The following is a 13,848-nucleotide window of genomic DNA, read 5'->3' on the forward strand; positions in this document are numbered from 1 at the left end:
AAATTTTGTCCAATTTTATACTTTCTTAACGCATAAATTCAACTACGCCTCTGTCTTCGTCCTAACGGACTCGCCAGTCGGCAAGTTTTCATTTATGTTTTGAATAACAAAAAGTTTCTAATAACTGTTCATTCTTTTATTGCGCTAGGCTACAATAAATATGTGCATACATAAAAATTAAAAATGGAGGGAAGCTGCTGTGACGACAAATGTTAATACCCAGGGAATTATTGAACAAACGGAAAAGTATGGTGCCCACAATTATCATCCGCTGCCAATCGTGATTTCAAGTGCGGAAGGAGTTTGGGTAAAGGATCCCGAAGGCAATAAATATATGGATATGCTCAGCGCCTATTCGGCAGTAAATCAAGGCCATCGTCATCCGAAAATTATTCAGGCCTTAAAAGACCAGGCGGACAGAGTTACTTTGACATCCCGGGCGTTTCATAATGACCAGCTTGGCCCTTGGTACGAAAAAATTTGCAAGATGACAAATAAAGAAATGGCCCTCCCAATGAACACCGGTGCTGAAGCGGTAGAGACAGCGTTTAAAGCAGCACGGCGCTGGGGCTATGACGTAAAAGGAATCACTGAAAACCAGGCGGAAATTATCGGTTGTATCGGCAACTTCCATGGCCGGACCATGACCGCTGTTTCGCTATCTTCAGAGGAGGAATATAAACGGGGATTCGGCCCGATGCTTCCGGGCATAAAGCTTGTGCCATATGGGGATTTGGGGGCATTGAAGGCAGCCATTACCCCAAACACCGCTGCATTTTTAATCGAGCCAATCCAGGGGGAGGCCGGCATCATCATTCCTCCTGAGGGCTATATCAAGGCAGCATATGAACTATGCAAGGAAAACAATGTGTTGTTCATTGCCGACGAAATTCAGGCTGGGCTGGCGCGGACCGGAAAAATGTTTGCCTGTGAATGGGAAGGAATACAGCCTGATATGTATGTTCTCGGCAAGGCCCTTGGTGGAGGGGTGTTCCCAATCTCCTGTGTCGTCGCAAATAAAGATATTTTAGGAGTTTTTAATCCGGGTTCACACGGTTCCACGTTCGGTGGAAATCCAATGGCTTGTGCGGTATCCATTGCAGCTTTGGATGTTTTGGTTGAGGAAAAGCTTGCTCAACGATCATTGGAGCTTGGTGAATATTTTATCAGCAAATTAAAGGAAATCAATAATCCAATCATCAAGGATGTTCGCGGCCGCGGCTTATTTATCGGAGTCGAACTGACTGAGGCAGCGCGCAAATACTGTGAACAATTAAAAGAACTTGGATTGTTATGTAAAGAAACCCATGACACGGTGATCCGATTTGCGCCGCCGCTAGTGATTACAAAGGATGAGCTTGACTGGGCAATTGAACGGATTGAAAAGGTATTGGGGTAACCAGTTCCGATTTGCCATCCTGAATAAATGTAAACGAATCTAGAAATACCAGGGGTGCCGATCATATGGGGAATATTGATGGGGATGGACAAGAAAAAGAGCTGCTTAACCTTCTTACATCAACGCAGGTTGTGGTACATGAGGCAATTAAAAAGCTTGGCTATCATCAGGGTATGTACCAATTATTAGCGGAACCGCTTCGCACAATACAAGTGAGGATTCCTGTTCGAATGGATGATGGCTCAACGAAGCTGTTTACCGGGTTTAGAGCCCAGCATAATGATGCGCTTGGACCCACTATGGGAGGAGTCCGATTTCATCCAAAGATAAATGAAGAGGAAGTAAAGGCGCAGGCCATCTGGATGAGTCTGAAATGCGGGATTGCAGGCTTGCCGTTTGGGGGAGGGAAAGGCGGCGTCATCTGTAACCCGCGGACAATGTCGATGGGAGAGTTGGAGCGGCTAAGCCGGGGATATGTACGGGCCCTTAGCCAGATTCTTGGTCCGGCCAAGGATATCCTGGCACCGGATATGTATACCAATCCACAAATTATGGCATGGATGGTGGATGAATTCAGCCGCCTGCGGCAGCATGGTTCCTCTGGGTCTATCACCGGTAAGCCGCTTGTACTCGGCGGTTCCGAAGGCAGGGAAATCGCCGGTGCAAAAGGCGTTGCGATTTGTATAGAGCAGGCCGCCAAGAATTATGGAACCAGATTAAAGGGTGCCCGGGTCATTATCCAAGGTTTTGGCAATGCCGGGAGTTATATTGCCAAGTTTCTCCAAGACTCCGGAGCTGTTATTGTCGGAATATCGGATGTTTACGGGGCTCTTTATGAGCCCGATGGATTAAATGTCGGCTATTTATTAAAGCGCCGCGATAGTTTTGGCACGGTAACGACGCTTTTCGATGGAGTCATCAGCAATGAGGAACTGCTTGAGCAAGACTGCGATATTTTGGTTCCTGCTGCTGTCTCCAATCAAATTACAGCTGAAAATGCCCGCAATATTAAAGCGGAAATTGTGGTTGAAGCGGCAAACGGGCCGACCACCTTGGAAGCGACAAGAATTCTTACGGAGCGGGGGATTTTGCTTGTACCCGATGTGCTTGCAGGGGCGGGGGGCGTCACGGTCTCCTATTTTGAATGGGTCCAAAATAATCAGGGCTATTATTGGGACAGTGATGAGGTAGCCGGCAGGTTACAGCAGAAATTGGTTGATGCCTTTAACGTCGTGTATGAAACAGCCAGAACACGGAAGGTTAATATGCGGCTTGCGGCTTACATGGTCGGTGTGAGTAAAATGTCAGAAGCCTCCCTGTTCCGCAGCTGGGTTTAAACTTTTTACCGCATGGAACCAAATGAAGATTTAAGGATGGTGTCGAATATGCAAAATTTTATTTTTCAAAATCCCACCAAATTAATTTTTGGAAAAGACCAGTTGGTTCATTTGAAAACAGAGATTCCGCGCTACGGAAATAAGGTGCTGCTCGTCTATGGTGGCGGCAGTATCAAGCGGTCTGGTCTATATGAAAAGGTGATGTCCCTTTTAAATGAAATCGATGCTCAGGTTTTTGAACTTTCCGGAGTGGAACCGAATCCGCGCGTAACAACAGCACGCAAAGGTGTGGATATTTGCAAACAAGAAGGAGTAGAATTCATCCTCGCTGTCGGCGGCGGCAGCGTGATCGATTGCACGAAACTGATTGCGGCCGGAGCAAAATATGAAGGCGACCCATGGGATCTTGTAATCAAAAAAGCTTCTGCCAAAGAGGCCCTTCCATTTGGCACTGTATTAACACTCGCTGCAACCGGTTCTGAAATGAACTCCGGCTCTGTCATCACCAACTGGGAAAGTAATGAAAAATATGGCTGGGGCAGTCCACTGACCTTTCCGAAATTTTCAATCCTTGACCCGGTTAATACATTTACTGTCCCTAGAAATCAAACCATCTATGGTATCGTTGACATGATGTCGCATGTTTTTGAACATTACTTCCATCTCGAAGAAAAAACCGAATTTCAGGACCGTATGTGCGAGTCGCTATTGATTACTGTCATGGAAACGGCCCCGAAACTGCTGGATGACTTGGAAAACTATGACCATCGGGCAACAATCCTGTACAGTGGCACGATGGCGTTAAATGGCATGTTGAACATGGGTTATCGGGGAGACTGGGCCACCCACAACCTTGAGCATGCGGTGTCGGCTGTTTATGACATTCCGCACGGCGGCGGACTGGCCATTCTGTTCCCGCATTGGATGGAGCATAATCTCCATGTCAAGCCGGAGCGCTTTAAGCAGCTTGCCGTAAGAGTTTTTGGTGTCAATCCAGAGGGCAAGACCGCTGAGGAGGCAGGCCTGGAAGGCATCCGCAAGCTGCGTGAGTTCTGGAACAGCATCGATGCCCCATCCAGACTGGCAGATTACGACATCGATGACAGCAAGCTTGAATTAATGGCCGACCGTGCTATGGTCTACGGAGAGTTTGGCAATTTTACTAAGCTCAACAAAGAAGATTGCCTGGCGATTTATCGGGCTGCATTATAAAGTGGAGAGGCTCAGGCTGGTTGGTCTGGGCCTTTTTTACGGGGTTCGACAGAAAAACTCGGTTATACGACAGAGAAACTAGACTATACGACAGTAAACTAGTGTTATGCGACAGTAAACTAGGGTTATGCGACAGAAAAACTGGATTATACGACAGTAAACTTGGGTTATACGACAGAAAAACCCAGTTATACGCGAATAAAGCCCCCCACACGACAGTTTGTAAAAAAATCATCGAAATTGGGCACGCTTACACAAGGGGCTTCGCCTTGATTATCTGTCCCGCTTTGTATAAAGTTGTTAATGAAAATAAAAATATGGAGGATCATGCATGACACACGTTCATTTTGACTATTCAAAAGCACTCTCCTTCTTTGGAGAACATGAACTTACATACTTACGCGATGCGGTAAAAGTGGCGCATCATTCCCTGCATGAAAAAACGGGGGCAGGCAGTGACTTTTTAGGCTGGATTGAATTGCCAACCGAATATGACAAAGAGGAGTTTGCCAGGATTCAAAAGGCCGCGGAAAAGATCAAGTCTGATTCGGATATCCTTATCGTAATCGGCATCGGCGGTTCCTATTTGGGAGCACGCGCTGCAATTGAAATGTTGCAGCATAGCTTTTACAATGCCCTGCCAAAAGAAAAGCGCTCCACTCCGCAAATTGTATTTGCCGGAAATAATATTAGCTCTACTTATATGAGAGATGTCATGGATCTCCTCGATGGGAAGGATTTTTCCATCAATGTCATTTCTAAATCAGGTACTACAACAGAACCAGCGATTGCTTTCCGGATTTTCCGAAAAATTTTGGAAGAAAAATATGGTGCCGAGGAGGCGCGCAAACGTATCTACGCCACTACAGACAAGGCCAGAGGTGCGTTAAAGACACTGGCAACTGAGGAAGGCTACGAAACATTTGTCATTCCTGACGATGTTGGCGGCCGTTATTCCGTTTTAACAGCTGTCGGTTTATTGCCGATTGCTGTGAGCGGTGCCGATATCGAAAGAATGATGGAGGGTGCCGCAAAGGCTCAGGAGGATTTCGGACATTCCGAGCTTGAGGAAAATCTCGCCTATCAATATGCCGCGGTCAGAAATGCTCTTTACAACAAAGGAAAAACCATTGAGATGCTGATTAACTATGAGCCGGGGCTGCAATATTTTTCTGAGTGGTGGAAGCAGCTGTTCGGCGAAAGTGAAGGAAAGGACCAAAAAGGGATTTTCCCTTCATCGGCCAACTTTTCGACCGACCTGCATTCTTTAGGACAATACATTCAAGAAGGGCGCCGCGATTTATTCGAAACCATTATTAAGGTGGAAAAGCCGCGCCATGAACTGACCGTTGAGGCAGTGGATAACGACCTCGACGGCCTTAATTATCTTGCCGGCCAGACGGTTGATTTCGTCAACAATAAAGCATTTGAAGGAACCATGCTTGCCCACACAGATGGGGGCGTGCCGAATTTGATCGTAACAATTCCAGCTGTAGATGAGTATACCTTCGGCTATCTAGTCTATTTCTTTGAAAAAGCCTGCGCGATGAGCGGCTATCTCCTCGGAGTCAATCCATTTGACCAGCCAGGCGTCGAGGCATACAAGGTCAATATGTTTGCCCTCCTTGGCAAACCAGGCTTTGAAGAGAAAAAAGCGGAACTTGAAAAACGATTGAAATAACATCTATGTAAAAAGTGCTTGGCCATTTTAGGCCGGCACTTTTTTTATTTTTCAAAATGGGGAAAACTAAAATGATTGATTTAAAGGGGGGATTGCTGATGATTCAATTGCCATCAAAAGTTGAGAGCAAACAGTTTGATTTGTATAAACTGGAACAAAAATTAAAACCAATCGGGTATTCGATTGGCGGGAATTGGGATTATGACCGAGGCTTCTTTGATTACAAAATCAATGAGCATGATGGCTATCAATATTTAAGATTGCCGTTTACGGCAGTCGATGGCCAGCTTGATATGAGAGGCTGCACGGTGGAGCTTGGAAGGCCGTTTTTGCTGTCTCACCAGTTTGAGGCAGGAATAGACCAACAGGGAACTGCCGGCGTGTTCTCAGGCAGTTTTAGTCAGTTTCAGGAGCCTGAAGACAAAGATGCAAATCTCCCTGACCGCTATCAAGAGATCGGCCAGGCTCTTGTTGCAGAATTGGAGTCGGTGCTTCTATCGGATTAACCTTATTTTATCCCACATTAACGGGCTGTAAGACCCCCACCTTAATACTTAGACAAATCGAAGAAGTATAGGTGGGGGATAACTGCCCGTAAATGTCCGATTGGTTCAACTAACAATCAGTGGGGTATGGAAAAAACTCCCACTGATTGAAGTTTCACTTTATCAATAACAGCTGATCGGCTTCTTCGAGCTTTAACGAATGGGGAGGATTCAAAATGGTTTCCTCCCCTCTTTTGATTCCGACTATCACAAAGCCTTCCGTTAGCTTTGCTGCGCACAATTCTCTAAAGGACCTTCCAATCTCCTTCTCGGAAAGGGAAACGGCAGTGACCCGGTTTTCCTCCAGCTCGTTCACAAGCTCCGAAAGCAGCCCGTCACCGCCCGTGTGCAGGCTGTTGACCATAAACACACTCGTTAGCTTATTGGATTGAATCACCTCATCCGCCCCAGCTCGTTTTGCATTTATTACCTGCTCCGCTGTTAATATTTCAACAATACATTTTACATTGGCACATAAGCCTTTAATCGTCAGCAAGGTAAGAATACTGTTCATATCTGCCTGCAGCTCGTTATTGCCGCGGTCTGCAGTAATTAGCACCTTTTCTGCATGGTTAATATCACTTTTAACAATCGTATCGTCAACGTGTGCCTTCCCTTTGATAAAATGGACAAACCTTGACACCACCGGGTTTTCGTCCAGGGTTTCATCAATCAGGACAATCATTTGTGGATAAGGCATTTTTGTAAGTTTATTTATTAACTCCCGGGATCGTTCATTCCAGCCAATAATAATAATATGCCCCTTGCCTTTAAACGGGATTTTTCCTTCAACAAAGGCATCCTGCTTTGTGACGGCCGCAGCAGCGAGCGTCCCAAAATAGGAGGAAACAACGCCGACTCCAATTAATATCAGGATTAATGCGGTAAGTCTACCTAAGATGGAATGAGGAACAAAATCGCCATAACCTACGGTTGATGCCGTGATGATGGCCCACCAAATTCCATCAAAAATCGTTGGGAAGGTGTCAGGCTCAAGGAAATGAATGGAGATTCCAAATATCAAAAAAACAAGAATGGCAATCAGCAATATTCGAGTAAGAAGCGGCATCCGCAGGAAGTTGATAAATATTCGATTTGTCATGGGCAATCACCTCATTTCCAGCATCCATTCCATTATTATTTACGAAAAAAAATCATCTAATAAGATTCCGCGGCTTATTTTTCAATATGGGCGCTGTTGTCACAAAACCTTCGAAACTTTTCAAAAAACCAGCTTGTATAATCTGCCCAAAACTTGTAAATTATGTTTAATAACATGGATATAGTCCTAAATATGAAAAGAGGTTGAGACATGGAAACTAGTATGAACTCCCTGTTAACCAGCATTGAAAAAACTAGAATGGAAATGATTCAACTGGCTTTTCAGCACGGGTACACCAACCCGGCTGTGGTACAATGCAGCCAAAAACTTGATACACTATTAAATTCATATAATCATACAGCCGATAAGCCTTCCCGTCGTTAGGGAAGGTTTTTTTGTATCCAGGCAAAGGAATAAATTCCAGATGTTTTGCGAACGTTAAAGGGAAAATGAACGATTTTCTTATGAGGTGCAGCGAAGTGATCAAGGAAACAACCAAAGAGCGAAGATTTATCCTTTTTGCCTTGCTTGTACTGGCGGTCTATCTTTCTCCATTATTTATTCTGCAGGAAAATGCCCATATCCGTGTCCATGATAATCTTGATTCAAACCTGGCCTGGTATAAGGTTCTGGCACGGAGCGGAGAAATATTCGGAGGTGTCCAAGGGGTCATCCCGCAAATCATTAATGGGGTGCTGCCACGGAATGCATTTGGAACCGAGTATAGCGTGATTGTCTGGCTCCACTCCCTTCTGCCAACCATGGTTGCCTATGGGGTAAGCCAGGCATTGACAAGGGTGGTTGCTTTTTTCGGGATGTATATGCTCCTGAAAAAACATCTGCTACCCGGTGAAAAATGGCTCACGCTAAATGTTACGGCCTCGCTTGCCTTTGCCTTGACCCCATTCTGGCCATCCGGCATGCTGAGCACATTGGGGATGCCACTTGCGCTTTGGGCATTCTTGAATATCCGAAGCGGTGAAGGCTCGGTAAGGGATTATGTAGTTCTCACACTAATCCCGTTCTATGCCAGTATCGTGTTGGGCTTTTTCTTTTTCTTGAGTGCAATGGGGATCTTTTGGCTGACGGATGTGATTCGCAAAAAAGGCTGGAATCTGCCCTTTCTAGCTGCAATTGCTTATATGACATTTGTCTTTATGCTGGTGGAGTACCGCTTGGTTTACTCGTTCCTCTTCAAAGGAGAGCCGAATAGCCGCGATGAATACTTTCATGCCCATCTGCCGTTTTGGCGGGCAGTCCGGCTGACCTTTAAAAACTATGTTCTTGGCCATACCCATGTGATGACCTTGCATACATTATTTATTCTGCCTGCCACATTCATTGCCATTTATTTTGTTTATTCAAAAAAGCTGTGGAAGCAAGAGAAAATCTATGTATTTCTTTTTAGCTTGAATTTCCTTTTATCGCTTTGGTATGCGTTCTGGTTTTATGAGGGCTGGCTGCCGTTGACAAAAAAGTTTCATTTTCTGGATACGTTCAATTTCGCCCGCTATCATTTTTTGCGGCCGATGGTGATTTACGCGAGCTTTGCCTTGGCATTAAAGATCATCGTGCTTCAAGGGGGCAGTTGGGCGAAAACAGCGAAGTGGCTGGCTGTTATGCAAATCTTGTTTTTGGGATTATATAATGATGAAATTATCTACCGAAATAAACCATCCGTAAAAGAATTTTATGCCGAGGAACTGTTCACAGAAATAAAAAATCATATTGCCCTTCCGCCAGAAGAGTATCGAGTTGCCAGTATCGGACTCCACCCGGCTATCGCCCAGTATAATGGCTTTTACACGCTCGATACCTATAACAATTTTTATCCATTAAGCTATAAACATCAATTTCGGAAAATAATTGAAAAGGAATTGGTCAAAAATAAGGCGATTCGAAAATATTTTGACCAATGGGGCGGCCGCTGCTACCTGTTTACGGCGCAGCTGGGAAAAAGATACATGATCAAGAAAGACTCGAAACGGCGGCTGAAAAATTTGGAATTGAATACCGATGTGTTTAAAGAAATGGGCGGCCGCTATATTTTTTCCGCTCTTCCCATTGATAATGCCGCAGAAAATCAGCTGACCCTTGAGCGGGTGTTCCAATCAAAAACGTCAGCTTGGAAAGTGTACTTATATAAGACATATTGACATCGGGGGTATTTGACAGATGACGGAACCAGTTCTGACTATTGTTGTCCCATGTTATAACGAGGAAGAAGTTTTGCCGGAAACAATGGCCACGCTTACGCTTTTGTTGGAGGAATTGATTGCCGAATCGCTTGTTTCCGGGCAAAGCAAGCTTCTGTTTGTCGATGATGGGAGTAAGGATCGGACATGGGAATTGATTTATAAAGAGGGGCTCCGAAATGACTTTGTCCGGGGCCTGAAACTCTCGCGCAATGTCGGACATCAGAATGCGCTGCTGGCCGGACTAAGTGCTGCCAAAGAACGCTCGGATTGCGCCGTTTCCATTGATGCCGATTTGCAGGATGATATTACAGTCATCCGCGAGTTTATCTTGAAATACCATGCAGGCTGTGACATTGTGTACGGCGTCCGCAAAGGCCGTGATCGTGATTCAGTCTTTAAGCGAAGCACCGCCCAAGGCTTTTATAAAATCATGAAAAGGCTCGGAGTCGACCTCGTTTATAACCATGCTGATTTCAGGCTAATGAGCAAGCGGGCATTGCATGAACTGGAGCAATTTAAAGAGGTAAACTTATTTTTGCGGGGAATCGTGCCCCTCATCGGTTTTCACACAGATATCGTGTACTATGACCGTCTTGAACGGCAGGCGGGTGAGACAAAATATCCGTTAAAAAAGATGCTTGCGTTTGCTTTTGACGGGATCACCTCTTTTTCTGTATCGCCGATTCGCATGGTGTCAGTTGTAGGATTTGTTTCCTTTCTGATGAGTATGGTGTTCGGAGGGTATTTCTTGGCCCTTAAATTCACCGGGAATACTGAGACCGGTTGGACCTCGCTAATTACCTCTATCTGGCTGATTGGCGGCTTACAGTTGATTGCAATCGGCTTAATTGGCGAGTATGTCGGAAAAATATATAAAGAAACGAAGCAGCGTCCTAAATTTATCGTTGATATCGATACGTTAAATTTGCCGTTGCCAAGACGCCATTTTCTTGACCAAGAATTAGATTATCGAAAAGTATCTGAGACGAGTCAGTAGTAAAAGGGCTTCCCGGCTTGGGGGGCTCTTATTTTTTGAGTAAAAGGGCGGTTTAATTAATTTTTAGTCGTACACCCCCCTGTTTTTGAATACATATGGGTAGACAGGCTTAATTTTTAACATGCGGCTTGGAACGCCATAACTGTTGGGGGGCAGATTAGAATGAATGTATTTTTAAGCTATATATTGTTGGGACTATCTCTTGCCGCACCAATTGGCCCCATTAATGCGGCCCAGATTGACAGGGGGATTCGCAACGGGTTTATGCATGCTTGGCTGGTAGGGGTCGGCGCCGTGCTTGCCGATGGTGTATATATGTTGATTGTTTACATAGGAGTAGTCAACTTTCTGGAAACGGAGTTCATGCAGACATTTCTCTGGCTGTTTGGCTTTTTTGTGCTCACTTATACCGGCATAGAAGCAATCATAAACGCGGGAAAAATTCATTTGGCGGAGCATCGGGGCGGGGAGCCATTAACCAAATCCTTTCTAACCGGATTTTTGATGTCGATTTCCAATCCATTAACGATTTTGTTTTGGCTGGGAATCTACGGATCGGTGCTGGCGAAGACTGCAGCCACTTATGACACAAGCCAGCTGGTGCTATACAGTAGTGCCATTTTTATTGGGTTGCTGCTATGGGATATCACAATGGCCGGCGTTGCCAGCAGCTTCCGCAAGTTTTTGACTTCGCGGCTGTTGGTGGTGATTTCGCTATTTTCAGGGATTTCAATGATTGGCTTCGGCGTTTACTTTGGGGTTCAGGCGTTCCAGACATTATTTGGTTAAAAAAAAGCTGGCGGTTGTATCACGCCAGCTACGCCGTCGGCCATGGCTTCAGTACTCGTTTCCGTTTCTCGTGCTTTTTCCATTTTGCATTCATGATTAATGTAATAGAACCGATGATCCCAAGAAATACCAAACTGATAAAGAATCCGGGACGGCTTGAATCATGAAATAATGTTCCGCTCACTGCAATGAGGATTAAAACCATGCCCAGGTAATATTTCATACGATCCCGCGCCTTGGTTTTAAGGATCTTCCTTGGGGAGGCCAGAATAAACATCCAATTGTATAACAGCATCAACCCGGCTGCTGTTGTAATATACTCGTAAATTCTATTTGGCATCACCAGAGCAGATACTACTGAAGAGGCAATCCCAAGCATCGTCAGAATTAAGGTTGGCAGAGGAACCTTCAGCTTGCCATTCTTCGCAAAGCTTTCCGGGGCATCTCCCTCCTCGGCCAGAGTAACGAGGACACTCGTTACTCCATAAAGCGAAGCTACCATCGTTGAAAACCCGGCTATGATTAAGGCCCCGTTAAAAATATGGGGGACAAAAGAAAGATTGTATGCATCTAGGGCAATCACGAACGGACTCTCTTTGGCATTAAATCTGTTCCAGGGCACCATGGTCACAGCCAGCCCAATCGATAGAGCGTAGATAAACATCAATGAAAACAGCATGACCCGGCCTGCTTTCGGTGCCTCCTTTGGGTTTTTCAATTTTGTCGCCATTAACCCAAGAATCTCAATTCCGCCAAAGGCATAGAAGGCAAAAATCACCGCTGACCACAAGCCCAAAACACCGCCGGGAAGGAAATCCCTTTTAGAGTCCGGGTACTGAATCGGACGTTCGCCATCGATTACCCCAAATAACGCCAGTAAAGCAATAATAATAAACATCAAGATGGCGGATACCTTTAATACAGCTAGGATATTTTCAAGCTTGTTTAAAATCCCGACACCGATTAAAATAACCACGAGCCCGAGGAGTGCGTAGCCCGCCGCAAACACCCAAAGCGGGACATTGGGAAACCAAAATCGGGAAAAAATCGACAGGGCCGTCATCTGGCTGCCCATAATCAGCACTTCCGAGCACCAGTAAACCCATCCACTGGTAAAACCGGCCCAACGTCCATATGCCTTCTTAGCGTAAGAACGGAAGCCCCCTTCAAGCGGCTCCTTTGCCGTCATTTTTGAAAGGGCATCGAAAACAAAGTAAGTCCCAATTGCTGCAATAAAATAACCAATTAAAATGGAAGGTCCCGTCATTTTTATAGCTAGACTCGAACCAAGAAAAAAACCGGTTCCAATCGTGCAGCCCACACCGAATAGGGAAAGCTGCCACCATTTCATGTCACCGGGCGTTGATTTACCCATGAAAATAATCCTCCTACTAGGACATTTAAAAAGGTTGAGAGGAACCCCAACCTTATCAGTAAAAAAATGTTTATAAATTACGTCCGGTTGCCCCTGGAGATTTATCCGTATTGCTTTGGTTATTGTATTCCCTGTCGTTTAAACCGGGCGGCTGTTTTCTATCTGTCCCCAAATATTCCCCCTGATGTTTCTCTTGTGCCTTCCTGAATTTATCAAAGTTCCAATTTACCACGCTAAACTCCCCTTTTGATTCACTTTATTTTTAAGATACTCGTAATGAATTTTCTTATACAAATTCCCGCCAAGCGGAAGTTAGGTTTTTAATGGAATTATTTTTTTATTACATAAAGAGCCATGAAACAAATGAAACTATAAAGGAACTAGTTAATGTGAAAAAACATGGTTAGAATAGATTTTTACGAAGGAGCAGAACTATGTTATCAACCGAGCAGTTATCCAATTTGCGCTTACAATTATTGCAGGAAAAAGCTGAATTAGAGGAGCATCTGGACCAGAATGACAATCTTGGCTTTGACCGGGCTCATTATCATGAATCAGTCGGTGAATTGTCCAGCTATGATAACCATCCGGCCGATGAGGGAACAGAGCTCTTTGAACGAGAAAAGGACAATGCTTTACTTGAGCATTATAAATTGCAGCTTAACAATATTAATAAAGCATTAAATGCTATGGAAAATGGAACATATGGTAAATGCGAGGTGTGCGGCAAGGAAATTCCACTGGAACGCTTGGAGGCCCTGCCGAATACAACCTGCTGCATTGAACATAGCCCTGATCAGCGCACTTCCAATAGTCGTCCCCAGGAAGAAGGGGTATTATTGCCGCCATTCGGTAAATTTGATATGGATGAAAAGGATGAAAACGTCGCCTTTGATGCTGAGGATGCCTGGCAGATTGTGTCTCAATGGGGGACGTCAGAAACCCCATCCGACTTTGCCTTCACCAAGGATCATTATAATGATGTGTCCAACGAGGCGGAGGAAAATGAAGGTTATGTGGAGGATTTTGAAAACTTTGTCGGCAATGATATGTACGGGAAAAATATAACCGTATATCCGAATCCGCAGCATGAGCAATATGAGAATGCCTTGGATGAAGAAGGAATCATGACCAGTTTTGGGGATTTGCCGGCATATGAACATGACCCTTATGTGGAGGATGATAAATAAAAGCAGGCAAAAAGAAAACAGCT

General features: G+C 44.9%; 13 protein-coding genes. 10 read left to right on the top strand and 3 right to left on the bottom strand.

From position 1 onward, the window contains the following. The first annotated feature begins 199 nt into the window (after positions 1 to 199). The 5 genes from M3234_RS13235 to M3234_RS13255 all read left to right on the top strand — a co-directional run bounded on the left by M3234_RS13235 (position 200) and on the right by M3234_RS13255 (position 6,135). Positions 200 to 1,399: an ornithine--oxo-acid transaminase gene (locus M3234_RS13235; RefSeq protein WP_262305164.1), complete on the top strand. Its 1,200-nt coding sequence runs from the start codon at positions 200 to 202 to the stop codon at positions 1,397 to 1,399. Between the two features lie 65 nt (positions 1,400 to 1,464). Beyond that, complete coding sequence (locus M3234_RS13240; RefSeq protein ID WP_262305165.1) at positions 1,465 to 2,736, top strand: Glu/Leu/Phe/Val family dehydrogenase; 1,272 nt, start codon at positions 1,465 to 1,467, stop codon at positions 2,734 to 2,736. Between the two features lie 48 nt (positions 2,737 to 2,784). After that, positions 2,785 to 3,948 (top strand): iron-containing alcohol dehydrogenase, encoded by a 1,164-nt coding sequence (locus tag M3234_RS13245; protein WP_262305166.1) that lies wholly within the window; start codon positions 2,785 to 2,787, stop codon positions 3,946 to 3,948. Between the two features lie 331 nt (positions 3,949 to 4,279). Beyond that, a complete protein-coding gene (locus M3234_RS13250) occupies positions 4,280 to 5,629 on the top strand; it encodes a glucose-6-phosphate isomerase (RefSeq protein ID WP_262305167.1) in 1,350 nt (449 codons plus the stop codon). Positions 5,630 to 5,727: 98 nt separating this feature from the next. Beyond that, complete coding sequence (locus M3234_RS13255) at positions 5,728 to 6,135, top strand: YugN-like family protein (RefSeq protein WP_262305270.1); 408 nt, start codon at positions 5,728 to 5,730, stop codon at positions 6,133 to 6,135. Between the two features lie 154 nt (positions 6,136 to 6,289). Here M3234_RS13255 and M3234_RS13260 read toward each other — a convergent pair whose 3' ends face one another. Then, positions 6,290 to 7,276 carry a potassium channel family protein gene (locus M3234_RS13260; RefSeq protein WP_262305168.1) on the bottom strand — a complete coding sequence of 329 codons (987 nt, stop codon included), beginning with the start codon at positions 7,274 to 7,276 and terminating at the stop codon, positions 6,290 to 6,292. A 210-nt stretch (positions 7,277 to 7,486) separates the two neighbouring features. Between M3234_RS13260 and M3234_RS13265 the strand changes: the two genes are divergently transcribed. The 4 genes from M3234_RS13265 to M3234_RS13280 all read left to right on the top strand — a co-directional run bounded on the left by M3234_RS13265 (position 7,487) and on the right by M3234_RS13280 (position 11,260). Next, positions 7,487 to 7,660 carry an aspartyl-phosphate phosphatase Spo0E family protein gene (locus tag M3234_RS13265; protein WP_262305169.1) on the top strand — a complete coding sequence of 58 codons (174 nt, stop codon included), beginning with the start codon at positions 7,487 to 7,489 and terminating at the stop codon, positions 7,658 to 7,660. Between the two features lie 95 nt (positions 7,661 to 7,755). Then, the gene (locus tag M3234_RS13270; protein WP_262305170.1) at positions 7,756 to 9,432 is read left to right on the top strand and encodes a DUF6044 family protein; all 1,677 of its coding nucleotides are present in this window, start codon (positions 7,756 to 7,758) and stop codon (positions 9,430 to 9,432) included. 19 nt (positions 9,433 to 9,451) lie between these two features. Then, positions 9,452 to 10,471 carry a glycosyltransferase gene (locus M3234_RS13275; protein ID WP_262305171.1) on the top strand — a complete coding sequence of 340 codons (1,020 nt, stop codon included), beginning with the start codon at positions 9,452 to 9,454 and terminating at the stop codon, positions 10,469 to 10,471. A 162-nt stretch (positions 10,472 to 10,633) separates the two neighbouring features. After that, on the top strand, positions 10,634 to 11,260 hold the full coding sequence (locus M3234_RS13280; protein ID WP_262305172.1) for a LysE family translocator: 627 nt from the start codon (positions 10,634 to 10,636) through the stop codon (positions 11,258 to 11,260). 28 nt (positions 11,261 to 11,288) lie between these two features. Here the strand turns inward: M3234_RS13280 and M3234_RS13285 are convergent, their stop codons facing one another. Beyond that, positions 11,289 to 12,635 carry an amino acid permease gene (locus M3234_RS13285; RefSeq protein ID WP_262305173.1) on the bottom strand — a complete coding sequence of 449 codons (1,347 nt, stop codon included), beginning with the start codon at positions 12,633 to 12,635 and terminating at the stop codon, positions 11,289 to 11,291. Positions 12,636 to 12,705: 70 nt separating this feature from the next. Continuing rightward, a complete protein-coding gene (locus M3234_RS13290; RefSeq protein ID WP_156431306.1) occupies positions 12,706 to 12,867 on the bottom strand; it encodes a hypothetical protein in 162 nt (53 codons plus the stop codon). A 202-nt stretch (positions 12,868 to 13,069) separates the two neighbouring features. On the opposite strand from M3234_RS13290, the gene M3234_RS13295 reads away from it, so the two are divergent. Further along, positions 13,070 to 13,825, top strand: coding sequence for a TraR/DksA C4-type zinc finger protein (locus M3234_RS13295; RefSeq protein WP_262305174.1), 756 nt, complete (start codon positions 13,070 to 13,072; stop codon positions 13,823 to 13,825). Positions 13,826 to 13,848: the final 23 nt, after the last annotated feature.

This window comes from Neobacillus niacini (genome assembly GCF_023715785.1).
In the GTDB taxonomy this organism is placed as follows: Bacteria; Bacillota; Bacilli; order Bacillales; family Cytobacillaceae; genus Neobacillus; species Neobacillus niacini_E.

Excerpts from the sequence above, each read along its gene's own strand:
- M3234_RS13285 (WP_262305173.1), bottom strand. The coding sequence starts at position 12,635 with ATGGGTAAATCAACGCCCGGTGACATGAAATGGTGGCAGCTTTCCCTA.
- M3234_RS13240 (WP_262305165.1), top strand. The coding sequence starts at position 1,465 with ATGGGGAATATTGATGGGGATGGACAAGAAAAAGAGCTGCTTAACCTT.
- M3234_RS13295 (WP_262305174.1), top strand. The coding sequence starts at position 13,070 with ATGTTATCAACCGAGCAGTTATCCAATTTGCGCTTACAATTATTGCAG.
- M3234_RS13245 (WP_262305166.1), top strand. The coding sequence starts at position 2,785 with ATGCAAAATTTTATTTTTCAAAATCCCACCAAATTAATTTTTGGAAAA.
- M3234_RS13275 (WP_262305171.1), top strand. The coding sequence starts at position 9,452 with ATGACGGAACCAGTTCTGACTATTGTTGTCCCATGTTATAACGAGGAA.
- M3234_RS13280 (WP_262305172.1), top strand. The coding sequence starts at position 10,634 with ATGAATGTATTTTTAAGCTATATATTGTTGGGACTATCTCTTGCCGCA.
- M3234_RS13250 (WP_262305167.1), top strand. The coding sequence starts at position 4,280 with ATGACACACGTTCATTTTGACTATTCAAAAGCACTCTCCTTCTTTGGA.
- M3234_RS13260 (WP_262305168.1), bottom strand. The coding sequence starts at position 7,276 with ATGACAAATCGAATATTTATCAACTTCCTGCGGATGCCGCTTCTTACT.
- M3234_RS13265 (WP_262305169.1), top strand. The coding sequence starts at position 7,487 with ATGGAAACTAGTATGAACTCCCTGTTAACCAGCATTGAAAAAACTAGA.
- M3234_RS13255 (WP_262305270.1), top strand. The coding sequence starts at position 5,728 with ATGATTCAATTGCCATCAAAAGTTGAGAGCAAACAGTTTGATTTGTAT.